Origin of the sequence: Caulobacter sp. FWC26 (assembly GCF_002742645.2) — a bacterium.
In the GTDB taxonomy this organism is placed as follows: Bacteria; Pseudomonadota; Alphaproteobacteria; order Caulobacterales; family Caulobacteraceae; genus Caulobacter.
In genome coordinates this window covers 2,093,123-2,117,235 of sequence record NZ_CP033875.1, presented here as the reverse complement: position 1 = coordinate 2,117,235, position 24,113 = coordinate 2,093,123, and the positions used below count along the sequence as shown (strand labels likewise).

18 protein-coding genes are annotated in these 24,113 nt (G+C 65.3%); 9 read left to right on the top strand and 9 right to left on the bottom strand.

Features of this window, described 5'->3' with window-relative positions; all coding sequences use genetic code 11:
• The first annotated feature begins 34 nt into the window (after window positions 1–34).
• From CSW63_RS11570 to CSW63_RS11555, 4 genes are read left to right on the top strand one after another with little or no spacing between them, the layout of a single operon-like run.
• The gene (locus CSW63_RS11570; protein WP_099503588.1) at window positions 35–3,463 is read left to right on the top strand and encodes a response regulator; all 3,429 of its coding nucleotides are present in this window, start codon (window positions 35–37) and stop codon (window positions 3,461–3,463) included.
• 4 nt (window positions 3,464–3,467) lie between these two features.
• Window positions 3,468–4,292 (top strand): protein-glutamate O-methyltransferase CheR, encoded by an 825-nt coding sequence (locus CSW63_RS11565; protein WP_099503590.1) that lies wholly within the window; start codon window positions 3,468–3,470, stop codon window positions 4,290–4,292.
• Entirely contained in the window at window positions 4,289–4,864 is a 576-nt protein-coding gene (locus CSW63_RS11560) for a chemotaxis protein CheB (RefSeq protein WP_099503592.1), read from the top strand. The genes CSW63_RS11565 and CSW63_RS11560 overlap by 4 nt, the downstream gene beginning before the upstream one ends.
• Window positions 4,861–6,000 carry a hybrid sensor histidine kinase/response regulator gene (locus tag CSW63_RS11555; protein WP_099503594.1) on the top strand — a complete coding sequence of 380 codons (1,140 nt, stop codon included), beginning with the start codon at window positions 4,861–4,863 and terminating at the stop codon, window positions 5,998–6,000. The genes CSW63_RS11560 and CSW63_RS11555 overlap by 4 nt, the downstream gene beginning before the upstream one ends.
• 9 nt (window positions 6,001–6,009) lie before the next feature.
• Here CSW63_RS11555 and lacC read toward each other — a convergent pair whose 3' ends face one another.
• Both lacC and CSW63_RS11545 read right to left on the bottom strand, forming a co-directional pair.
• Window positions 6,010–6,558, bottom strand: a complete 549-nt coding sequence (gene lacC / locus CSW63_RS11550) for a lactose 3-dehydrogenase subunit gamma LacC (protein WP_099503596.1) — start codon at window positions 6,556–6,558, stop codon at window positions 6,010–6,012.
• On the bottom strand, window positions 6,558–8,297 hold the full coding sequence (locus tag CSW63_RS11545; RefSeq protein ID WP_099503598.1) for a GMC oxidoreductase: 1,740 nt from the start codon (window positions 8,295–8,297) through the stop codon (window positions 6,558–6,560). Before CSW63_RS11545 ends, lacC begins: the two co-directional genes overlap by 1 nt.
• Window positions 8,298–8,467: 170 nt before the next feature.
• On the opposite strand from CSW63_RS11545, the gene CSW63_RS11540 reads away from it, so the two are divergent.
• Window positions 8,468–9,292, top strand: a complete 825-nt coding sequence (locus tag CSW63_RS11540; RefSeq protein WP_099503600.1) for a DUF1080 domain-containing protein — start codon at window positions 8,468–8,470, stop codon at window positions 9,290–9,292.
• 33 nt (window positions 9,293–9,325) lie between these two features.
• On the opposite strand, the gene CSW63_RS11535 is transcribed toward CSW63_RS11540, so the two are convergent.
• Genes CSW63_RS11535 through CSW63_RS11515 form a run of 5 tightly spaced genes read right to left on the bottom strand, consistent with a single transcriptional unit; the run spans window position 9,326 to window position 14,129 of the window.
• On the bottom strand, window positions 9,326–9,688 hold the full coding sequence (locus tag CSW63_RS11535) for a cytochrome c family protein (protein WP_168193642.1): 363 nt from the start codon (window positions 9,686–9,688) through the stop codon (window positions 9,326–9,328).
• A gap of 27 nt (window positions 9,689–9,715) precedes the next feature.
• On the bottom strand, window positions 9,716–10,771 hold the full coding sequence (locus tag CSW63_RS11530; RefSeq protein ID WP_099503604.1) for a sugar phosphate isomerase/epimerase: 1,056 nt from the start codon (window positions 10,769–10,771) through the stop codon (window positions 9,716–9,718).
• Window positions 10,771–11,901 (bottom strand): Gfo/Idh/MocA family protein, encoded by a 1,131-nt coding sequence (locus tag CSW63_RS11525; RefSeq protein WP_099503606.1) that lies wholly within the window; start codon window positions 11,899–11,901, stop codon window positions 10,771–10,773. Before CSW63_RS11525 ends, CSW63_RS11530 begins: the two co-directional genes overlap by 1 nt.
• Window positions 11,901–12,887 carry a sugar phosphate isomerase/epimerase gene (locus CSW63_RS11520; protein ID WP_099503608.1) on the bottom strand — a complete coding sequence of 329 codons (987 nt, stop codon included), beginning with the start codon at window positions 12,885–12,887 and terminating at the stop codon, window positions 11,901–11,903. Before CSW63_RS11520 ends, CSW63_RS11525 begins: the two co-directional genes overlap by 1 nt.
• On the bottom strand, window positions 12,888–14,129 hold the full coding sequence (locus CSW63_RS11515) for an MFS transporter (protein ID WP_099503610.1): 1,242 nt from the start codon (window positions 14,127–14,129) through the stop codon (window positions 12,888–12,890).
• A 177-nt stretch (window positions 14,130–14,306) separates the two neighbouring features.
• On the opposite strand from CSW63_RS11515, the gene CSW63_RS11510 reads away from it, so the two are divergent.
• Entirely contained in the window at window positions 14,307–15,314 is a 1,008-nt protein-coding gene (locus CSW63_RS11510; RefSeq protein ID WP_099503612.1) for a LacI family DNA-binding transcriptional regulator, read from the top strand.
• Here the strand turns inward: CSW63_RS11510 and CSW63_RS11505 are convergent.
• Window positions 15,311–16,096, bottom strand: coding sequence for a DUF1080 domain-containing protein (locus CSW63_RS11505; protein ID WP_099503614.1), 786 nt, complete (start codon window positions 16,094–16,096; stop codon window positions 15,311–15,313). The genes CSW63_RS11510 and CSW63_RS11505 overlap by 4 nt on opposite strands.
• A gap of 86 nt (window positions 16,097–16,182) precedes the next feature.
• Complete coding sequence (locus tag CSW63_RS11500) at window positions 16,183–17,307, bottom strand: CapA family protein (RefSeq protein WP_099503616.1); 1,125 nt, start codon at window positions 17,305–17,307, stop codon at window positions 16,183–16,185.
• A 143-nt stretch (window positions 17,308–17,450) separates the two neighbouring features.
• Between CSW63_RS11500 and CSW63_RS11495 the strand changes: the two genes are divergently transcribed.
• The 3 genes from CSW63_RS11495 to CSW63_RS11485 all read left to right on the top strand — a co-directional run bounded on the left by CSW63_RS11495 (window position 17,451) and on the right by CSW63_RS11485 (window position 24,110).
• On the top strand, window positions 17,451–19,040 hold the full coding sequence (locus CSW63_RS11495; protein ID WP_127846966.1) for an AbgT family transporter: 1,590 nt from the start codon (window positions 17,451–17,453) through the stop codon (window positions 19,038–19,040).
• A 204-nt stretch (window positions 19,041–19,244) separates the two neighbouring features.
• Window positions 19,245–22,157, top strand: coding sequence for a TonB-dependent receptor (locus CSW63_RS11490; protein WP_099503618.1), 2,913 nt, complete (start codon window positions 19,245–19,247; stop codon window positions 22,155–22,157).
• 135 nt (window positions 22,158–22,292) lie between these two features.
• Entirely contained in the window at window positions 22,293–24,110 is a 1,818-nt protein-coding gene (locus CSW63_RS11485) for a CocE/NonD family hydrolase (RefSeq protein WP_246842057.1), read from the top strand.
• Window positions 24,111–24,113: the final 3 nt, after the last annotated feature.

Here is a 24,113-nt window from a genome sequence, read left to right as displayed (position 1 = left end):
TATCGGTTCAACCCTCTCAGCCGGCCCGTGCAGAATGTCGCTTAAGAAACAGCGTTTCTCGTCGCTCACCGTATCGCGGACCGAGCTGTGGACCGCCCTTGGCCTGGCCGTGGTGTTGATCTTCTTTGTGCTGAGCGGAGTTATCGCTTACCGCAATGTGGCCGTGTTGCGGAGCAACAGCCAGAAGATCTGGCACACCCACGACGTCATGATGGCGCTCAACGAGCTCATGTCGATGGCGCAGGACGCCGAGACCGGGCAGCGCGGCTATCTGCTGACCGGAAAGGCCGACTATCTCAATCCTTATGAGGTCGCCAAGACTCAGGCCGACAACCGCATACAGACCGTACAGACGCTGACACGCGACAATCCGACCCAACAGGCGAACATCAAGGTCCTGCGAAAGCAGATCGAAGCCAAGTTCGAGGAACTGGAGGAGACGATCAACCTCCGACGGGCAGGAAGCCAGGCGGCCGCGCTCGCCGTGGTCGGCACCGACCGCGGCAAGGTCGAGATGGACGCGATCCGTCAGCAAATCGAAGCCATGAGACAGGAGGAAGATCGCCAGCGCGACCTTCGCCTGTCCGAGATGGACGTGGCCTACCAGACGGCGCTGTTCAGCGGCCTTCTTTCAAGTTTGCTCGGCGCTCTTCTCACGCTGGTCGTCTTCTATCTGATCCGCCGCGCCAACAGAGCGCAGGCGCGGGAAGACTGGCTGCAAACCCGTCAGGTCGGTCTGTCGGAAGCGATGATGGGCGACAAGTCCGTCGAGGCCCTTTCCGATAGCATCCTGACGTATCTGGCGCGTCACCTCGACTTCCAGGCGGGCGTCCTGTTCAAGGGCGAGAACGGGCGCTTCCATCGAACCGCCGCGCTTGGGCTGTCGGCTGAAGCCAACTCGCCGTCGCATTTCAACCTGAAGGAAGGCCTCTTGGGCAAGGTGGCCGCCGAGGGCGAGGCGACCATCATCCGCGACGTCCCAGACGGCTACATGACCATCGGCTCGGCCCTGGGCGAGGATAAGCCACGGCACCTGGTGATCGTGCCCACCCACGCCGACGAGGTCGTCAACGCCGTTATCGAGCTGGGCTTTCTTCATCCCGTCGATGACCTCGTCGTCGATTTGCTCAAGCAAGCCGCGCCGGCCATCGGGATTACCCTGCGATCGGCGCGCTATCGCTCGGAACTGCAAAAGGCGCTCGAAGAAACCCAGCGCCAGGCCGAAGAACTGCAGGTGCAAAGCGAGGAGCTTCGCGTCTCCAACGAGGAGCTGGAGGAACAGGGGCGCGCGCTGAAGGAGTCCCAGATCCGTCTCGAGCAGCAGCAGGCCGAGCTTGAACAGACCAATAGTCAGCTTGAGGAACAGGCGCAGACTCTTGAGGTCCAGCGCGACGAACTGGAGCGCACCACCGCCGCCGTCACACTGAAGGCGCGCGAACTTGAGCAGGCCAGCCAGTACAAGTCGGACTTCCTGGCCAACATGTCCCACGAGCTGCGCACGCCGCTCAACTCCCTGCTCATTCTCTCGAAACTGCTGAGCGACAATCCGCAGGGCAACCTTACCGCGGAACAGATCAAGTTCGCCCAGACCATCGCGTCTTCGGGCAACGACCTGCTCACCTTGATCAACGACATCCTGGATCTGTCGAAGATCGAGGCTGGCCATGTGGAGGTGCGCGCCGAACCGCTGCCGCTGCAGCGGCTCAAGGATGATCTGACGCAGCTGTTCAAACCCGTCGCTTCGGAGCGCGGCCTCAACTTCGAGATCAAGATCGCCGCCGACTGCCCTTCCCGCATTGAAACCGACCGCCAGCGCCTGGAGCAGATCTTGAAAAACCTGCTCTCGAACGCCTTCAAGTTCACGGAAAAGGGCAAGGTGAGGCTGGAGATCAATCCGTCTGGGGACCGGGATATCGCCTTCTCGGTGACGGACACCGGGATCGGCGTGTCGCGCGAGCAGCAGGACATGATCTTCGAAGCGTTCCGCCAGGCCGATGGCACCATCAGCCGCAAGTACGGCGGAACGGGTCTGGGATTGTCAATTTCCCGGGAACTGTCACGCCTGCTCGGCGGGGCGATAGCATTGGAAAGCAAGCCCGGCGAGGGCAGCACCTTCACGGTCACCATCCCGAAAATCTACGATCCAGCGCGCGTGACGCCGCGTGACCAACCTCTCGCGGTCAAGGCGCCGGTCACCTTGCCGCGTGCGAAAGGGTCACAGCCTTCCGTCGCCCAGGTGGCGGTCGAGGATGATCGAGACCAGATCGGTGGCGGCCGGCGGGTCCTGCTCGTGATCGAGGACGACGACAAGTTCGCCGCTATCGTCCGCGACCTGTCGCATGAGCTGGGCTTCCAATGCCTCGTCGCCGGAACCGCCGAGGAAGCCCTGAAGTTGGCCCGTCGGTTCAAGCCGAGCGCGGTCGTGCTGGACGTGGGGCTGCCCGACGAATCCGGCCTTATGGTGCTGGATCGCCTGAAGCGGGACGACGCGACCCGCCACATTCCCATCCATGTGGTCTCGGCCGCCGATCACAGCCAGACCGCGCTCTCGCTCGGGGCGATTGGCTATCTGATCAAGCCGGTCAAGCGCGAGGCGTTGGCCGATGTGCTGAAATCCCTGGAAGCCAAGCTGTCGAGCAGGGTGCGGAGGGTTCTGATCGTCGAGGACGATCCGGTTCAACGCGAGGCGGTTGGCCAGTTGCTGTCGTCGGGCGAGGTGGAGACTGTCGGCGTCGGCACCGCCGCCGAGTGCCTGCAGATGCTGCGCGAGCAGACCTTCGATTGCATGGTGCTGGACCTGTCCCTGCCCGACGCGTCGGGCTTTTCGTTGCTGGAGACCTTGAGCCAGGACGGGGATCACGCCTTCCCGCCCGTCATTGTCTATACGGGCCACGATCTATCGGCGGACGACGAGCAGCGCCTGCGCCGCTACTCCAGCTCGATCATCATCAAGGGCGCCAAGTCTCCGGAACGGCTGCTCGACGAGGTTTCGCTGTTCCTGCACCAGGTGGTGTCGGAACTCCCCGCCGAACAGCAGAAGATGATCCAGAAGGCGAGGCATCGCGACGCGGTGCTGGAAGGGCGACGCGTGCTGATCGTCGAGGACGATATCCGCAATGTCTATTCGCTGACCAACGTGCTTGAGCCACGCGGCGCCGTCGTCGAGATCGCGCGTAACGGCCAGGAGGCCATCGACGCGCTGGGCCGGTCCGCCGAGGACCCCACGCGCGCCATCGATCTTGTCCTGATGGACGTCATGATGCCGGTGATGGACGGCCTGACGGCCGCCCGCCAGATCCGCCAAGACGCCCGCTGGTCGAAGCTCCCCATCCTGATGCTGACCGCCAAGGCCATGCCCGACGATCAGGCGCGCTGTATCGCAGCAGGGGCCAACGACTACATGGCCAAGCCGATCGACGTCGACAAGCTGCTCTCACTTGTTCGCGTCTGGATGCCACGCTAGCCGCATGTCAGCCTCTACCGAAGACATTGAGATCGAGCTGCTTCTGGAAGCTCTGTTCCAGCGGTATCACTACGACTTCCGCCATTACGCGCGGGCCTCGATCAAGCGTCGCCTTGCCCAGGCGCGCACGCAGTTGGGCTTCGCGACGCTGTCGGCGTTGCAGGATCGCGTGCTGCACGATCCGGCCATGCTCCCTCGCCTGCTGGACTTTCTGACCGTCCAGGTCAGCGAGATGTTCCGCGACCCGAGTTACTTCAAGGCTCTGCGGGAAAAGGTGCTGCCGCACCTGAGCACCTACCCCTCGCTCAGGGTCTGGATCGCCGGCTGCAGCACCGGCGAAGAGGTCTATTCCCTGGCTATCCTGTTCAAGGAAGAAGGGCTCTACGACCGCACGATCTTCTATGCCACGGACATCAACCCCGAGGCGCTCGCGGCCGCCGAAGCCGGCGTCTATTCCGTGGATCGGATTCGCAAGTTCACCGAAAACCACCAGCGATCAGGCGGCAGATCCTCGCTGTCGGATCACTACACCGCCGCCTACGGCCGAGCGGTCTTCGATAGCAGTCTGCGCAATCGCGTCGTGTTTTCGGATCACAGCCTGGTCACCGACGCCGTGTTCGCCGAGATGCACCTGATCTCGTGCCGCAATGTGATGATCTATTTCGATCGCCCGCTCCAAGATCGAGCGATCGGCCTGTTTCGGGAGTCGCTGGCGCGAAAGGGCTTTTTGGGTCTTGGCTCGAAGGAGAGCCTGCGGTTTTCCACCCATGCCCCGGCGTTCGCGGACTACGTGCCGGAGGACAAGATCTATCAAAGGCGGGAGCCGTGACGGGCGAGCCTCGCAAAGTCGTGGTGATCGGCGCGTCCGCCGGAGCGGTCCAGGCCCTTCTGGCAATTCTACCTGCCCTGCCCGCCAGTTTCGCGCTGCCGATCCTGGTTGTCGTGCACATTCCGCCCGACCGCGACAACATGCTGGTGCCGCTGCTCCAGTCGAAATGCCAGATCACCGTCAAGGAAGCCGAGGACAAGGAGCCAATCGAGAACGGCGTGGTCTATTTCGCGCCCTCTGATTACCATATGCTCGTCGAAACGAACCACTGCTTGGCCCTGTCCACTGACGAGGCCGTGAACTTCTCCCGCCCCTCCATCGACGTCCTATTCGAAAGCGCGGCCGACGCCTTTGGGGCCGAGGTTGTGGGCGTCATCCTGACGGGGGCCAACCATGATGGCGCTGCTGGACTGCGAGCGATCCAAGCCGCCGGCGGCTCGGTGATCGTCCAGGATCGCACGGAGGCCTACGCCACGGCGATGCCGGAAGCCGCGCTACGGGCCTGCCCCTCAGCCAGTTCCATGACCATCGACGCCATCACGACGTACCTGACCAGTTTGAGGGCCGCATGACCCACGCGGACAAGCCAATCCATTTCCTGCTGGTCGATGATCTCGAGGAGAATCTGCTGGCCCTTGAAGCGCTGCTCGAGCGCGAGGGGCTGGTTTGTCTCAAGGCGCGCGGTGGCGAGGAAGCCCTCGAACTGCTGCTGACCCATGAGGTCGCCCTGGCGCTTCTGGACGTTCAGATGCCCGGCATGGACGGCTTCGAACTCGCCGAATTCATGCGCGGCAGCGAGCGCGCGCGGCACATTCCGATCATCTTCGTCACCGCCGGCGCGGCCGACAGCCAGCGGCGTTTCCGCGGCTACGAGGCGGGCGCCGTGGATTTCATCCAGAAGCCGATCGAACCGGATGTGCTGCGCAGCAAGGCCAACGTCTTTTTCGATCTCCACCACCAGCGTCTCCAGATCGAGGCGCAGCGCGACGAGTTGGAGGCCGCCGCACAAGCCTTGCGGCGCGCCGACCGTCACAAGGACAGCTTCCTGGCGGTGCTGGCGCACGAACTGCGCAATCCCGTCGCAGCGCTCAGTGGCGGGTTGCATCTGCTCGGGAAGGATATCGCCCCGGACCGCGCCAAAGACATTCGCGGCCGCATGGAGCGGATGCTAGACCACCTCACGCACCTGGTCGACGATCTCCTCGATGTCTCACGAGTCAGCCAGGGCAAGATTTCGCTGAAAAAGGCGCGGGTGGAACTTGGCGAGGTGCTGCGATCGGCGATCGAAGCCAGCCAGCACACCATTGAGGCGGCCAAGCACAGGTTCGAGGTCGAGCTCTCCGACGAGCCGATCTGGCTTGAGGCCGACCATACCCGCCTGGCGCAGATCGTCGCCAACCTGCTCAATAATGCGGCGAAGTACACCCCGCCCGGCGGAGTGGTGACTCTCAGGGCCAGGACCGAGGGCGACATGGCGACCATAGCGATCACCGATACGGGCGTCGGCATTCCCGAGGCCATGCAGTCAAAGATCTTCGAGATCTTCGCTCAGGTCGAAGATCATCTCGGACAGTCGCAGGGAGGCCTGGGCATTGGCCTCGCTCTCGTCCGGCAACTGGTCGCGCTGCACGGCGGCGAAGTCACCGTGCAAAGCGGCGGTGAGGGTCAGGGCAGCACCTTCACCGTACGCCTCCCGACCGTCGACTGAGTCTAGGCGCTATCGCGTCGCCCAGGCTCGCCCGATCTCGGCCAGAGGGACGCATCCTCGATACTCGCCAGGCACGGGATCGTAGCGGAGAGCTCGTGTCGCGCCAGGCTCGGATGTGAAATAGCCCACGGTGACCATATCCTCCAGCAACGGGAAGAAATGGCCGCTGGTCGAGGTCGCCGTCTCGCGATCATAGACGCTGAGAATGGTCACCTGCTGCTCTGGCGTCAGAGACACGAACAGTCGCCCGTGCGCGGCCTTCGCGTCGGCGTCCATGCGGGCGAGCCCGGCCGTCAGTTGGTCGACCTGCCACTTCTCGCAATAGTTGGCCATCGCGCGGTCAATGAATTGCGGCACGCCCGCTTCCCGCGCGCCAGGCGTGTCGGTGGCGGGAATGATCAGTTCGGCGACCACGTCGAGTATCTCGGCCTGCGCGGGCGTGAGCGCCGTCGGCGTCCAGGTCAGCGCAGTCCTCGCGGCGGCGGCGCCAGCCCATCCCGTAGCGGCGGCCCCGACCGTCAAGGCAAGGCCCCGGAGGGTGTCGCGTCGATTCAGCATTACAGCTCTCCCCGCTTGCGGGCGCGCACGGCGTGGTCGGCGGCGCGGGCCGTCAGGGCCATGTAGGTCAGGGATGGGTTCACGCACGAAGCCGAGGTCATGGCCGCGCCGTCGGTGACGTACACGTTCTTGCACTCGTGCACCTGATTGTGCGCGTTCAGCACCGACGTCTTGGGATCCCGACCCATGCGGGCGGTTCCCATCTCGTGAATGCCAAGACCCGGCGCGAAGCCGCCGTCGTAGCCGCGCACGTTCTTGAAGCCGGCAGCCTCGAGCATCTCGGCCGCGGCGGACTGCATGTCGCGTCGCATCGCCATCTCGTTGTCACGCATGGTGACGTTCATGGTCAGGGTCGGCAGGCCGAACTTGTCCTTCACATCGCGGTTCAAGGTCACCCGATTGTCGGCGTACGGGAGCATCTCGCCAAAGCCGCCCAGGCCCATGGTCCAGGGCCCCGGCTGGCTGAGTGCGGCCTTGCGCGCCGCGCCAAAGCCCCTGCCGCCCTGGCCGCGATCCCGCTCCCAGGTCGCGCGGCCGGCGCCGCCCTGATAGCCGAAGCCGCGCAGATAATCCGAGCGCTTGGTGGCGTCGTCGCCCAGATTGCGGAAGCGCGGCACATAGATGCCGTTCGGCCGGCGTCCGGAGAAGTACATCTCGGCGAATTCCGGCGCTTCACCCGAGGCGCCGACGCCCAGATGGTGATCCATCACGTTTCGGCCGAGCTGGTCGCTGGCGTTGCCAAAACCGTTCGGGAAGCGCGAACTCGTGGAGTTCATCATGATCCAGGCCGAGTTCAGCGCCGAGGCGCAGAGGAAGATCACCTCGGCGTAGAACTCCTCGTCCTTCAGCGTCTCCGCGTCGAGGATCCGCACACCGCTGGCCCGACCCTTGCGGTCGTCATAGATGAGCTCGGTGACGATCGAGTTTGGCCGGATCACCAGGTTGCCGGTGCGCTCGGCCGCGATAAGCCCGCCGGAGTTGGAGCTATAATAGCCGCCGAACGGGCAACCGCGGATACACATGTTGCGGTACTGGCACTTGGTGCGTCCCAGCGAGAGCTGCTCTTCGGTCGGATCTGTCAGGTGCGCGGTGCGCCCGATCGTGACGCGCCGCTCGGGAAAACGGGCCTCCGACCGCGCCTTGAAGGCCTTTTCGACGCAGTTCAACTCCATTGGAGGCTGGTATTGGCCGTCCGGGAAATGCGGTAGGCCCTCAGCCTGTCCAGACACGCCGATGAAGCGTTCGACGTGGTCGTACCACGGCGCGAGGTCCTCGTAGCGGATCGGCCAATCGACCGCGATCCCTTCCCGCGCATTAGCCTCGAAGTCGATTGGGCTGTGTCGATAGCTCTGCCGCCCCCAGGTCAGCGAGCGGCCGCCGACATGATAGCCGCGGATCCAGTCGAAACGATTCTCCTCGGTGTAGGGATGCTCGTCGTCCCGCACGAAGAAGTGCTGGGTCTGCTCCGTCATCGTGTAGCCGGTGCGCCGCTGCACCTTGTAGTGCGCGTCCAGTTCGGCCTCGGGAAGCTTTCCCTGCGGATATTTGGTCTGCCACGGATCAAGGGTGGCGGTCGGATAGTCCTCGAGGTGGCGGACCATTCGCCCACGCTCGAGCACCAGGACCTTCAGGCCTTTCTCGGTCAGTTCCTTGGCCGCTATGCCGCCCGTAATGCCGCTGCCCACCACGATGGCGTCGTAAGTGTTCTTACGCCGCGCGCGGCCGTTCAGGTTGGCCATGTTCGCTCCCTTCGCGGTCGCTTGATGGACCGCGTCGAGCTGCCTCCAAGCAACACGACGCCCTCCCCGGCGACCCCCTCATTCTTGCCTGGAGGCTTCCATGAAATGGGTTACATTGCAACAAAGCTCGGCGTTTCGACCGCAGCGATAGGATAGAGGGAGGAAGCGTCATGCTCCGGATGAAGCCGCTGCGCCGACGCGCGACCTTGGGCCTCGCAGCTCTTGCGCTCTGCCTGCCCGGCGCTGCAGGCGCCGAAGAGGTCCGCGCCGGTCCGTGGCGGTCGCTCTTCGACGGCAAGACGCTGAATGGCTGGACTGCGAAGGTCGCCCGGCATCCCGTGGGAGACAACTACCGTCAGACCTTTATCGCCGGTCAGGGCGTGATCCGCGTCTCCTACGCCGGCTATGACAAGTTCGATAACCAGTTCGGGCACCTGTTCTACAGCACGCCCTTCAGCGCATATCGGCTGCGCTTATCGTATCGCTTTCTCACAGAAGGCGGTTTGCCCGATACGCCCGGTTGGGCGCGGGCCAATAGCGGCGTCATGTTCCACAGCCAGAGCGCCGAGAGCATGACGGCGGACCAGCCGTTCCCGGTCTCCATCGAGTTCCAGCTGCTGGGCAAGGACGGCGACGCGCCGCGCCCGACCGGGGCGGTCTGCACGCCCGGGATCACCATCACGATCGACGGCGCCAAGGTGAAAGAGCACTGCACGCCGCCCGCCAACGCTCCGACCATCGCCAACGGAACCTGGGTGCAGGCCGAGCTTGAGGTGCTGCCCAGCGGCGCGATCACGCAGAAGATCAATGGCGTCGTGGTCCACCGTTACGCCGGCGCCGCGCTGGATCCGGACGACACCGTCGCGGGCGGCGCCAAGCCCTACATCATGGCGCGGGGCGCGCAGGCGGTGACCGGCGGCTACATCGCCCTGCAAAGCGAGGGCGCGCCGATCGAGTTCAAGGACATCGAAATCCAGGAGCTGACGCCGCGCTGACCCCCGAAAGGCCTTCGGCGCGGCGCAAGCCGACTATTTCTTGATGCTGGCCAGATAGGCGATCACCGCCGCGCGCTCGGCGTCATTGGGCGCGCCCAGCAGCATCTTGGTGCCTGGCACCGTCTTGCTGGGAGCCTTCAGATACACGTCGAGCTTGTCAGGGCTCCAGGTGATCCCCGAGCCCTTCATGGCCGAGCTATAGGCATAGCCCGGCAGGCTCGCGGCCTTGCGACCGACCACGCCCGCCAACGGCGGCCCCATCTTGCCAGGGGCGGCCTGCAGGGCGTGACACATGCCACAGCGTTGCTCGAACAACTGCTGTCCCGACGGCGCCGCGACGGCGCTGGACGCCAAGCCCGCGACGGCGGCCGCGAGAATAAGCCGAACCTTCATCAACCAACTCCGTCAGAACTCAAGCTTCGACTATAGGCCGAGCAGCCTTCGGTTACGTCCGGGATCAGACCCCGCGCTCGCGAAATCGTCGAACGCCTTGTCCGTCACCCGAATGATATGGTCCCGGATGAACGGCGCGCCCTCGGCGGCTCCCTGCTCGGGATGCTTGAGCGCACACTCCCATTCCAGGACCGCCCAGCCGTCATAGTCGTACTGCGCCAGCTTTGAAAAGATCGCCTTGAAGTCCACTTGGCCATCGCCCAGCGAACGGAACCGCCCCGGCCGATCGACCCAACCCTGATAGCCGCCATAGACGCCTGAGCGCGCTGACGGGCGGAACTCGGCGTCCTTGACGTGGAACGCCTTGATCCGTTCGTGGTAGCGGTCGATGTAGCCCAGATAGTCCAGCTGCTGCAGCACGAAGTGACTGGGATCATAGAGGATATTGGCTCGAGGGTGGCCGTCGACCTCATCGAGAAAACGCTCGAAGGTCGCGCCATCGTGCAGGTCTTCGCCCGGGTGGATCTCATAGGCCGCATCGACCCCGTTCTCGTCGAACACGTCCAGGATCGGCTTCCAGCGACGCCCCAGTTCGGCGAACGCCTCCTCGATCAGGCCCGCCGGCCGCTGGGGCCAAGGATAGAGATAGGGCCAGGCGAGCGAGCCCGAGAAGGTCGCGTGAGCCTTCAGGCCCAAGCGACGACTGGCGACGGCCGCAGCCTTCACCTGCTCGACCGCCCAGGCTTGCCGTTCCTGAGGCTTGCCGCGCAGCTCCGGCGGCGCGAAGCCGTCGAACAGCTCGTCATAGGCCGGATGCACCGCGACCAGCTGCCCTTGCAGGTGGGTCGACAGCTCGGTGATCTCCAGACCGTACTCGGCCAGCAGCCCGGCGATGTCGTCGCAATAGGTCTGGCTCTCGGCGGCCAGGGCCAGATCGAAGAACGAGTCTGCGCCGCCGGTCGGCATCTGCACGCCGGCGTAGCCGAGGCTCGACACCCAGGCGGCCATGGTCTCCAGCTTATCGAACGGGGGCGTGTCGCCGATGAACTGGGCCAGGAAGATGGCCGGCCCCTTGAGCGTCTTCATCAGCCTTCTCCCTGCAGCGACACCCAACCCGCATCGTCGCGGCTGGCCGCAACGGCGCGCTCGACAAAGGCCATGCCGCGCACGCCCTCGTTGATATCCGGCACTAGGCCGCCGGCACGGCCTTCGATCGCGTCGGCGAAATCCCGATAGATCGTGGCGAAGGCCTCGATAAAGCCTTCGGGATGCCCGGTCGGCAGGCGCGTCACCGCCCGCGCCGCCGAGCCGAGATAGCCGGAGCCGGCGTGCAGCACGTGGCTGGGGCCCTCCAGCCAATCCAGGGTCAGCACGTTGGGGTTCTCGTGCGACCAGGTCAGTCCGCCCTTCTCGCCATAGACGCTGATCGTCAGGCCGTTGCGCGCGCCGGCCGAGATCTGCGAGGCGATCAGCACACCGCGCGCCCCGCCCTCGAACCGCAGCAGCACGTTGCAGTCGTCGTCGAGGCCCCGCCCGGGCACCACGGTGGCGACGTCGGCGCAAAGCCGTTCAACGCGCCTCCCGGTGATGAACTCAGCGATGTTGAACGCATGAACGCCGATGTCACCGATGCAGCCCCCGACGCCCGATTGCTTGGGATCGGCGCGCCAGCTGGCCTGCTTGTTGCCGGTGTCGCGCTCCAACGGCGTCGAGAGCCAGCCTTGCGAGTACTCGACGACGACCTTGCGCACCACGCCCAGATCGCCGCGTGCGACGATCTCGCGCGCCTCGCGGACCATCGGATAGCCGGTATAGGTGTAGGTCAGGCCGTACTGTTTGCCCGAGGCCGCGACCACCTCGGCCAGGGCTTGCGCTTCTGCGAGGTTCAGGGTCGCGGGCTTGTCGCTGATCACGTTCAGCCCGGCCTCGAGGGCCGCAGCGGAAACCTCGAAATGCAGATGGTTCGGCGTAACGACCGAGACAAGCTGCGCGCCGTCGGGACGCGCGCGCTCCGCCGCGAACATCGTGTGGTGGTCCGGATAGACTCGATCCGGCGCCACGCCCCACTCGGCGGCGGCCTGAGCGTTCTTGACAGGGTCGCGACTGAATACGCCCGCCACCAGCCGGATACGGCCGTCCAGCTCTGCGGCCATGCGGTGCACCGGCCCGATGAACGAGCCCGGACCGCCGCCCACCATGGCCATGCGCAGCGCCATCAGGCGACCACCTTCGCGAGATAGTCGAAGCTGATCTTGGCCGACTCCAGACGCGTATGAGCGAACGGCGGCTCCTGCTCGTAGTAAAAGCCCCGGACGCCCGCGTCGTACGCCGCCGGAAGCAGGCGCTTCCAGTCGATCATGCCAGAGCCCACCTCGGTTGGATCTTGCCGCAGCTCGAAGTTGGGCTTGGTCGTCGGCTTGACGTCCTTGACGTGCATCTGCGTGAAGCGCCCCGGATAGGCCTTCAGCAAAGCGAACGGGTCACGCCCGGCCGCCGTCACCCAGCCGGCGTCCATCTCGAAGGTGACCAACGACGGGTCGGTCCCCTTCAATAGAATATCCATGCCGGTGGTCTCGCCGCCCTTGGCGTCCGTCAGGGGCGCGAACTCGAAGTTGTGGTTGTGATAGCCGGCGAGGATTCCCGCCTTCTTCAGGACGGCGGCCTTCTCATTGAGGAAGTCGGCGTTCCACTTCCATTCGTCGGCGGTCATCTGCACGTCCGCCTGACGCAGGTCCGCGGCGCCCATACGCTCGGGGATGTAGAAGATCGGCATGATCGCCGACTTCACGCCGATCACGTGCAGTTCGTCGGCCAGCTTGGCGAGGTCGCCGCTAAAGCCATTGGGCCCCTTGGGCGAGATGTGCGCGCTGGGGCAGGCAAGCCCATGCTTGTCGAAGGCGGCGCGCAGTTCCGCAGGCGTGCGGCCAAGGTAACCGGCCAACTCGACCGTCTTGAAGCCGATCTTGGCCACCGTCGCCAGCTGGGCGTCGAGCTCCTTCGCGAGATCGGGGCCCAGACTATAGAGCTGGATTCCAACCGGCTGCTTGCGCCGCTGAAAGAACGGCGACGCGCTCGCGCCCGCCGCTCCGGCGACGCTCGCGCCGAACGCGGCTGCGCCGGCGGCCAGCAGACCGCGACGGGACAGGGGCGGGCTCGGATTATCGAAGGCGCTCATGCGCATGGGGCTCACCTTTCCTGATATCTAGACTTGGGCCGGGCTGGCGGCGGACGACGCAGAATCCGCCTCCGAAGCAGGGCCCCGCGTCGGCGGTCGGAAGAACAACGCCAGCAGGCAGACGGCGGCCAGGGCCATGGCTGTCGGCACGAGGAACAGGGTCGTGTAGTCTACAGCGCCGTCTGTCGTCAGGCGGCCCACCAATTCTGGGAAGATGAAGCTGGCGGCCACATTGCCCACGCCCAGGATCAGCAGGTTGAACAGACCCTGAGCGCTTGAGCGCACGTCCTTGGGGAAAACCGCGTCGACGAAGATGTATACGGTGGCGAAGAAGAAGGCGTAGCAGACGCCATGCAGCAGTTGCACCGCCACGATGACCGGCACGCTGTCGGCGAAGTAGGCGAACACCGCAAAGCGCGCGGCGTGGCCCAGGACGCCGACGATCATGGTGATCTTCCAACCCAGCTTGGCCAGGACGCGCCCCAGCACAAGCATGGTGACGATCTCGGCCACCTGGCCCAGGCTCAGCACAACCATGCTAAGATTGCCCGCGATCCCGACACGATTGGTCAGGAAGGCGTCGGCCATCACGAAGTAGCCGTTGTGGATGACGGAATCGATGAAGGTGACGATGAACAGCACCAGCACGAAAGGCGCGCCCAGCAGCTTGAACGCCCGGCGCCAGGCCAGCTTGTCGACCGCGTCATCGGCCTTGCGCGGCGGCGTGTGCGGCAGTGTCAGGGCGTAACCGGCGAAGGCGAACGAGATGATCGCCGCCACCAGGAAGATCCAACGCACCTGCTCCACCGACGCCTGGGCGCCCAGCAGGAACACGAAGGGCCAGCTGACCAGCACCCAGCCGACTGTTCCGCCCATCCGAACCCCGCCGAACCCCGCCGCCGGGTCGCGTAGATTGGCGAAGGCGATGGAATTGGTCACCGACAGCGTCGGGACATAGACAAGGCTGAAGATCAGATAGCACGCGAAGAACGGCCAAAAGGTCGTTGAAAACGCCGTGCCCAGCAACGCTAAGCCGCCGATGAGATGGCTCACCGCCAGAAACCGCTCGGCGGAGAAGTTGCGATCGGCGAACTGGTTCGAGAAGAAAATGCCGACCAGCGCCGCCACGCCCCAGGCGCTGCCCACCAGTGACTGCTGCCAGGGCGCGAAACCCAACATGCCCATGTAGGGGAAGATCTTCGGCGCCCAGGCGCCCCAGATCGCCAGTTGCAGCACCATCATTATGAACAGACGCAAACTCGTCGTCATGCCCTCGTCCTCCCCGACCCTCGGGCGGCTCCCTTTTCGCCCGTTCGGACGCGCGCCGCTCCAATGTAATCGAATTCATCGATAACAGGGGTGCGCGAAACCGGCAACTGCCCGGACACGACAGCCAGGGTTTCACCGCCCTTGCCAAGCTTTCAGCGAGCCGCCAGTGTCCGGCCAATGGCCACCATTCAAGATGTCGCCCGTGAAGCCGGGGTCTCGACCGCAACCGTTTCGCGGGTCTTCAGCGCGCCCGAACTGGTGCTGGAGCCGACGCGCCAGAAGGTGATGGAGGCCGTTCATCGCCTGGGCTACGAGCCCAATTTCGCGGCCAAGAGCCTTCGCACCCTGCGGACCGAGAAGATCCTGGTCACGGTGCCCGACATCTCCAACCCCTTCTTCTCGGCCGTGATCCGCGGCGTCGAGGAAGCCGCCCTGGCGGCCGGTTACTCAGTGCTGCTGGGCGACACGCGCCACGAAGAAGCGCGCGAAGAGCAATACGCGCTGATGTTCCGGCGCAAGGAAGCCGACGGCCTGATTTTCCTGGGGCATCGCCTGCCGGATATCCTGGCCGAGATGGTCGCCGCCAAGGGTCCACGCACGCCCATCGTCAATGGCTGCGAGTTTCGCCCGGGACTGGCGGTCTCCAGCGCCCACATCGACAACGAGCGCGCCGCCGCCGAGGTCATGGACCACCTCTATGGCCTAGGCCACGTCCGGGTTGGCGTCGTCACGGGCCCGCTGGCCAGCCCCATCAGCAGCGACCGTCTTGCGGGCGTGCTGTCGGCCGCCCAGCGACATGGACGCGCCAGCGCCCTACGTATCGCCATTGGCGACTTCTCGATCGAGTCCGGCGTCCGGCAAACCGGCGAACTGCTGGACGAACCCGGTCGGCCGACGGCGATCTTCTGCTTCAGCGACGAGATGGCCATGGGCGCCATGGAGGCGATCCGTCAGCGCGGCCTGGACTGCCCGCGCGACATCTCGCTGGTCGGCTTCGACGACATCCGCTTCGCCCAGTACCTGCACCCGCAGCTTACGACAGTGCGCCAGCCCAAGGAGCAGATCGGCCATGAGGTCGTCCGACTGCTGCTCGACATTCTCGCCGGACGATCCACCGCGCTGCAGAACATCACCCTACCCCACCAGCTGGTGGTCAGGAACAGCACTGCCGCGCCGCTGAGCTAGCGCGGCGCCAGCTCTCGCACCCAGATGTTCCGAAAGCTGATCGGCGCGCTGGGGTCGCCGTGCGCCTGCAGCTTGATCGGCGATGGGCCGTGAGCCTTGTAGGCCGGCTTGCCGATATAGACGGTCTCGCCCGCGAGGATCGCGTTGTCCTGTACCAGTACGCCGTTATGCAGCACCGTCACTGAGGCGGGCGTCGCCAGCGCCCCATCCGCCGCGAACAGCGGCGCGCGCCAGATGATGTCGTAGGTCTGCCACTCGCCCGGCTTGCGGTTGGCGTTGGCGAGCGGAGGATGCTGCTTGTAGACCGCTCCGGCTTGGCCGTTCACGTAGGTGGCGCTCTGATAGCTGTCGAGGATCTGAACCTCGTAGCCCTGATCGCGTGAGCCGGTCGACGCCAGGAACACGCCGCTGTTGCCGCGTCCCTGGCCAGACCCGGCGATATCAGCGGGAATGCGCCATTCCAAGTGAAGCTGATAGTCGCGGAACGTCCGCTTGGTCTCGATATTGCCCCGCGCCTTGTCGACGGTGATCACCCCGTCGGCGACGGCCCAGCCCGCCGGAGACTTGTCGGCCGCCGTGACCCATTGATCCAGGTCGCGGCCGTCGAACAGGATGATCGCGTCGGACGGCGCTGCGCCCGGCGCTGACGCCGGCGTCACCACCGCAGGGACCGGTTTCCACACTTCGGTGTCTTCGGGACGGGTCTGAGCCGAGGCGGCGGCGCTAATGAGCCCCATGCCGAACGCAAAGCTCGCCAGACCCATGATCGGCTTGATCGTCATCCGCCCTACTCCGTGGAGCCGGCGTTATTTGGCCGGCAAGGCGGGCAGGATTGACCAGCCCGCGCATCGCCGCAAGCGAGGGCGGTTCACCCCTTGATGGGAGCGGTCCAGACCGCGCGAGACCCGCGCACCGCGAACGCCGTTGAGCCCAAACCCGCGGAGCGCGCATTCACGCGATCCAGGATGGCCCGCGCCTGCGTGGGCGACGCCAAGGCCGGCATGCCGCGCGTGGCCATGTCTTCAGAGCCACCCAGTCCGATCTCGTTCATTACGATCGGCGTCAGTTCGAAAGCCTGGCAACGCCCGCGCTCGAACGAGGCCTGCACGATGACGCTTTCCCAGCATTCGGCGGCGTAGGCGCCCGGCGGCTTCTCGGTCTGGAAGACGAAGTTGCCAAGTCCAAAGAAGAGCGGTGCGCCATCATGGATCTCGATCCCCTGCAACAGGGGCGCGCCATGCCCGACGAACACCGAGGCGCCAACCTCGACGCATCGACGCGCGAACGCTCTCTGCCAAGCCGGTACGTCGGCCTGGTTCGGCTCCCAGTCGTGATTGTGCTGATAGGCGATGACGACCTCGGCGCGCCGCCTGGCTTCGGCGATGGCGGTCAATACCCGCCCGGCGTCTTGCTCACGCGGGAGGCCCGACGAGTCGCGGCGCAGTTCGTTGACCCCAGGGCGCGAATTCGTCGCAGCGCCGCCCTCCCGAACCTTGCCGGTCGCGAAGGCGACGAGGGCGACGGACCCGCCCGCCGTCCGGGCAAAGGCGGGCGCGGCGGCGCGCGCGAGGTCGGCCCCCGACCCTGCCGATATCAGGCCGGCCCGCTCGATCGCGTCGACCGTATCCAGGATGCCGCCGCTTCCTAGATCGAAGGCGTGGTTGTTCGCGGTGGCCAGCAGGCGGATGTTCATCGCCTTGAGCGCGTCGAGCACCGCCGGCTGGGCCGTATGCAGGGTCAGGGCCTCGCGCGTCGGCGCGCCCGCACGCGGTCCCTTGACGACGGTCTCGAGATTGGTGAAGCCAAGGTCGGCCTTGGCGAGTTCGCGCGCGACTGCTCGCCGGCCCGGCCACTGTTCCTCCGGCAGAGCATGTTCGATCAAGGCTTGGCCAAGCAACGCCAGACGGACGCGACCTGGCTTTGCGACCGCCGGCGTCGCGGTCAAGGCCAGCGCCCCAAGCAATAGGCCCCGTCGATCCATCACAGCCCCCAAAGCTTTTTCGTCGGAGACATTAAGCCGAACGGCCAAACCTCAACCACATCATGCGCGCGCCGTATGGCTTGATGATCGGCGGCTATACCGTTGTCGGCGGTCAAGGGCGCTGCCAGGGTCTCGGGACGCTATGGGGGGCCTAGATGAACGAGAGCACCGAGCCGCAGAGCACGGGTGGGCGCGGCTGGCGACGCCTTCTGGATCGTATTGAACGCGTCGGCGACGCCCTGCCAGATCCGGTCTTCATCTTCATCGGCTGTATCGCCGTGCTGGTGGCCGCCTCCGTCATCGCCTCGACGCTGGGCTGGAGCGCGGTGAACCCCGTCACAGGCAAGCACCTTGAGGCCGAAAGCCTCCTCTCGCGCGAGAACCTGGCGAAGCTGTTCGTCGACATGCCCGAGACCATGACCAAGTTTCCGCCGCTCGGTCTGGTGCTGGTGGTCATGCTGGGAGCGGCGGTGGCCGAACGATCGGGACTGTTCGGCGCCCTGCTCGGCGATGCGATCCGCAAGCTGCCCAAGGCCATTCTCAGCCCGGCGATCTTCGTGATCGGGGTCATGTCCCACCATGCGGCCGACGCGGCCTATGTGGTGCTGATCCCGATGGCGGCGCTGATCTATGCTGAGGCCGGACGCCATCCGCTCGCGGGAATCGCCATCGCCTATGCCGGCATCTCCGGCGCCTTCGCCGGCAATATGCTGCCTGGCCAGTTCGACGTGCTGATCCTGGGCATCACCGCGCCGGCGGCCCAGTTGATTGATCCGAACTTCGTGATGAACCCGCTGGGCAATTGGTGGTTCACCCTGGCCATTGGAACCCTGTTCACGCCGATCGCCTGGTGGGTGACCGACCGCGTGGTGGAGCCGCGTTTGGGTGCCTGGACCCGCGCTGACACCGCAGCGGCGGCGCCCGACCTTGCCCTAGACGCGATCGGCGAGGCGCAAAAGAAGGGACTGCGTCGAGCGGCCGTGGCGGCCTTGATCGTGATCGGTCTTTTCGCGGTCCTGACGCTCTGGCCCGGCGCGCCGTTGCTGGATCACGAGGCCGTCGGGGCCAAGCGCATGACCCCCTTCTACCAATCCCTCATCGCCGCCTTCATGCTGCTGTTCCTGGCGACAGGCTGGGCCTACGGCTCGGCGACCGGCACGGTGAAGTCGCATCGCGATATCGTGGCGATGATGGCTGAGGGCATGCGCGCCATGGCGCCCTATCTGGTGCTGGCCTTCTTCGCCGCCCATTTCGTGGCGATGTTCGCCTGGTCCAAGATGGGCCCCGTAATGGCAGTACAAGGCGCCGAAGCGCTGCGGGGACTTGGTCTGCCCAAGCCGCTCTTGCTGCTCTCACTGCTGATCATGTCGTCCTTTCTCGACCTCCTGATCGGCTCCGCGTCCGCGAAGTGGAGCGCCATGGCGCCGATCGTCGTGCCCATGCTGATGCTGCTGGGCGTGTCGCCCGAGATGACAACCGCCGCCTATCGGATGGGCGACTCGATCTTCAACATCGTCACACCGTTGGCCTCGAACTTCCCGTTGGTGCTGATCCTGGCGCAGAAGTGGCGCCCGCGTTTTGGCGTGGGCTCGATGGTGGCGCTGATGCTGCCCTACACGATCGGCTTCGCGTTGGCGGGAATGCTGCTCGTCCTGACCTGGGTTGGACTGAGCCTTCCCGTCGGACCGGGCGCGCCGAGCACCTACCTCTCGTCGGCCGCCATTCACACCACCACGCCCCGCTAGCCAGTAAATCGTCCAAGCACAGCTTTCGCCGTCGCCTGTCCTCCAGGCGACGGCGTCATGCATTTCAGCGATCATCGGTCGGCGACTATGCCCTCAACGCATAGGGTGATGCGCCGAACCAATAGCGTTGCGCGCCAAAACCGCCCGCCCCTAGGCTTCCAAAATCCAAGGGGAGCAGGCCGACAGAGCCTCGCCGAACGAGCCATGACGAGGGGACTTCATCCTATGCCCGTACTGAACCTGCGCGCGCTGCGCGTCGGAACCGCCTACGCCGCCCTGCTGGCCGGGGCCCTGGCCACGCCTGCGTTCGCCCAGTCCGCCGCAGCGCCCGCCGTCCAGGCCTCTGACGCCGTCGAAGAGATCATCGTCGTCGGTTCGCGCATTCAGCGTAAGGACGCCGACGCCGTGGGCGTCGTCACCACGATCACCGAGCAGGACTTGAAGAATTCCGGCGCCGGCTCAGTGGGCGAACTGTTGCAGAAGCTGCCTGCGGCCGGTGTCAGCCTCAGCAGCAACGGAACCCAGGGCACCTCCTACGGCGCCAGCTCGATCAACCTGCGCTACCTTGGCGGCGCCGAGGGCAGCGGCAACCGCGTACTGGTGCTGGTCGACGGCCATCGCTGGGTCGATGGCGTCGGCCAACGCGGCTTCCGCGACTTCGTGGATCTTAACACCATGCCGCTGGGCATGATCGAAGGCGTCGAAGTGCTCAAGGACGGCGCGTCGGCGATCTACGGCTCTGACGCCATCGCCGGCGTGGTGAACATCAAGACGGCGCGCGACTTCGACGGCCTCAAGCTCACGGCGAAGTACGGCGGCACGACGCATGGCGACGGCCAGTCCTATTCGGCGATCGCCAATTTCGGCAAACGCTTCGACAAGAGCGCGATCCTGATCTCGGCCAGCTACGTCAAGGACAAGCCGATCCTGACCACGTCGCGGGATCTGACCCGGGTGACCCTGGTCCCGGTGACGGCGCCCGGCACCAGCCCGAACGGGCTCTACATCCTGCCGGGTCTGTCCAACAACGCCTTCTTCGGTACGCCGACCGGCTTCGCCTCCTCGGCCAGCCCGATCGCCTTCAACGCCGGAGGGACCATCGGCGCTGGCGCTCTGGCCGACAACGCCTATCACCCGGCAGCCCTGCCGGGCGACTACTACAACACCCAGGCCCAAGGCATCTATTCGGCCGGTCCGAGCGAACGTTACGGGATCTATGCTCGGTGGACTACGGACCTCAGCGACAGCGTCCGCTTCAAGCTCGAGGGCCTGTTCAACGCGCGCAAGTCCGACCAGCTATTCTCACCGGTCCTCCTGGACATCGGTGGCTCGGCTGGCACGATCCGGGGTTTCGCGATCCCGAACAATCAGCCGTTCAACCCCTTCGGCACGGCCAACGGGGTTCCAGCCGCCAATGCTCTGGCCTTCGCCGCCAACTCGGCCTGGCGCATTCGCAAGGTGATGACCGAGGTTGGCAACCGCGACAACATCCAGGACGTGAAGACCTGGCGCATCGCCGGCGGCTTCGACGGCGAACTGAACCTGTTCGGCCGCGAGTGGAGCTGGGACGTCTACGGCCTCTATTCCAAGAACAAGATCGACACCCAGGCGCTGAACGGCGTGAACTATGATCGGCTCGCTCTCGGCCTAGGCCCCAACTGCGCGACGACGTCGGGCTGCGTGGCGATCAACCTGTTCTCGCCCATGACGGCCGCGCAGGCGGACTACATCCGCTTCACCGCGCGCGAGTCGAACCAGACGGAAATCTACGACTTCACGGCCAATATCACCGGCGAACTCTTCCAACTACCCGCCGGTCCGTTGGCGATCGCCGCCGGCGTCGAGCACCGCAAGAACAAGGCCTCCGACAGCCCCGATCCCTTCGTCAACGCCCTGCCGACCAATATCCCGACCCCAGCCTCCGGAGCGGCGTTCGCCAGCAACACCACCACGACCGCGCAGACCCGGATCGGCACCGTCGGCCAGTACAGCCTGAACGAAATCTACGCCGAAGCGGCCATCCCGCTGCTGAAGGACGTGGCTTTGGCCAAGACGCTCGATATCAGCTTGGCCGCCCGCTATTCGGACTACGACACCGTCGGCGGCGACAGCACCGTTAAGGTGGGCGTGGGCTGGCGTCCGATCGAGGACATCCTGGTGCGCGGCACCTACGCGCAGGGCTTCCGCGCGCCGTCGATCCTGGAGCTCTTCCAAGGGGGGCGCCAGACCAGCTTCCAGGGCACGGACCCCTGCAATGGCGGCGCGACCGCCAACGCCAGCCTGCCCGGCTGCGTCGGCGTGCCCACCGGCTATAACCAGATCAACTACAACCTGAACGGCCTGATCCCGGGCACCATCTCGGGAAACACCAAGCTCAAGGCCGAAACCGCCGACACCTACAGCGCCGGCGTCGCCATCAAGCCGCGCTTCGCGCCTGGCCTCAGCCTGACGGTCGACTGGTACGAGATCACAGTCCGCGACGCGATCTCGAGCCAGTCCGCCACGCAGATCCTCAGCCTTTGCGCCCAGCGCGGCGGCGTGTTCTGTAATCTGGTCACCCGCGACGCTTCGACGGGCGCGATCACCAACCTGCTGCAAGGGGTGCTGAACCTCGCCGAGATCAAGACCTCGGGCGTCGACACCACGCTGCGCTACGACTTCAGCAATGACGCGGGCAAGTTCGCCGCCGTTGTCGACGCCTCGTATCTTGAGAGCTTCAAGACCACGAGCCCCAATCCAGCGGGCGGCGCGCCGATCGTCGACGAACGGGCCGGCAAGGGCGACCAGCCGCGCTCGACCTATCCGCATTGGAAGGGCCAGGCCTCGTTCAGCTGGACCGGCGGATCCTGGAACGCTCTGTGGCGCGGGCGTTACATCGGCTCGACCACGGATGTCGCCAACACCGTGAAGGAGGCCAAGACCAAGGCGATCTTCTACAACGATCTGGAAGGCGGCTATCAGTTCGGACGTTACGACACGTCGATCAGCGTCGGGATCAGCAACATCTTCGACAAGGCGCCACCGGCGTCCTACGCCAACGCTCCGATCAACTATGACATCTACACCTACGACGCGCGCGGCCGGTTCGGTTACGTCCGCGTGTCGGCGAAGTTCTAGACTGGATTGGACGGCGGCCTCCGGGTCGCCGTCCGACGCCGAGGACCGGTTTTGAACCCCGCCCATCTGATCGACCCGCCTGACGTCGGCCACACCTTCGCGCCCCCCGCCGACGTGCACGTGACGCGCGACGTCATGGTGACCATGCGCGACGGCGTTCGACTGGCCATGGACATCTATCGCCCCGCCGTCGCGGGCGCGCCGATCGCAACGCCGTTGCCCGTGCTGCTTGAGCGCACCCCTTACGACAAGTTGGGTACGAACCACGGTGACCGAACGCGCATCGATCCGATCCCCAAATCGAAACCCGAACTGGCGGTGGCGTTCGTCCGAGGCGGCTACGTCGTCGCCATCCAGGACTGCCGAGGCCGCTACGCCTCCGAAGGGGTGTTCGAGAAATATCTGAGCGAAGGTCCAGACGGTTACGACACGATCGCCTGGCTCGCCGATCAACCCTGGTGCGACGGTCGGGTGGCGACCTACGGCCTGTCGTACAGCGCCCATGTCCAAAGCGCTGCGGCTTGCCTTGCGCCCCCGGCCCTGGCCGCCATGTTCCTGGATTCCGGCGGATTCTCCAGCGCCTATCACTCCGGTATTCGCCAGGGCGGCGCCTTCGAGTTGAAGCAGGCCACCTGGGCGTACAAGCACGCGCTGCTCAGTCCGGAAACTCAGCGCAATCCCGCCCGCCTCGCCGCGCTGGAGGCGCAGGACCTGAAGGCGTGGTTCAAGCAGATGCCCTGGTCCGAGGGTCACTCGCCTCTCAGCGCCGCACCGGAGTACGAGAAGTATCTGCTTGAACAGTGGCGCAACGGCCTGTTCGGCCCCTACTGGACCCAGAACGGCATCTACGCCCGCGGTGGCTATGACAGCTACGCAGACGTGCCGATGGTGCACATGAGCAGCTGGTACGATCCCTACTCCGTCACCGCGACGGAGAACTTCGCCAGCCTGGCAGCCCGTAAACATTCACCGGTGAAGCTGATCCTGGGACCCTGGACCCACGGCCAACGCTCGGTCACCCACGCCGGAGATGTCGACTTCGGCGCCGAAGCGACTCTGGACGGGGCCTTGGCCGAGAACTACGTCGCCTTGAGACTCGCTTGGTTCGACGCCTGGCTGAAGCCGCGCGACGGCGCCAAAGACCCGCTACCGCCTGTGAGTTTGTTCGTCATGGGCGGAGGATCCGGACGTAAGACGCCTGAGGGGCGGCTGGACCATGGCGGGCATTGGCGCAGCGAGACCTCATGGCCGCCAATAGACGCATCGCTGACGGACTATTTCCTCTCCACCGCAGGCGCCCTGACAACTGGGCCGCAGGCGACGGAGGAAGCCTTCCGCGAGTACGTGCATGACCCGCTAAACCCTGTCCCCACGATCGGCGGCGCGATCGCTTCGGGTGCGCCGCTGATGGAGCCCGGCGCCTACGACCAGCGCGAGGCGAAACACATCTTTGGCTGCAAACCCCCGTATCAAGCGCTGCGGGATCGTGAAGACGTGCTGGTCTTCGAAACACCGCCGCTGGAGTCCGATATCGAAGTGATCGGCCCGATCTGCGCACGTCTCTTTGTCAGTTCCGACTGCGTCGACACCGACTTTACGATCAAGCTGATCGATGTCCATCCGCCGTCCGAGGACTATCCTGAAGGCTTCGCCATGAACTTGTCTCACGGCATCCTGCGCGCACGCTACCGCGAGGGCTTCGACCGCGAGACCTGGATGACCCCCGGCGAAATCTACTTCATCGAGGTCCAAGCCTTCCCCACGGCCAACCGGTTCGTCAGAGGCCACCGCATCCGGTTGGACGTGGCGTCGAGCAACTTCCCGCACTTCGACGTCAATCCAAACACGGACGAACCCGAGGGGTATGGCTTTACGCCTCGGCGCGCGCGAAATCGGGTCTATATGGATGCGCGGCGGCCATCACGCCTGCTTCTGCCGATCATCAAGCGCTAGTCC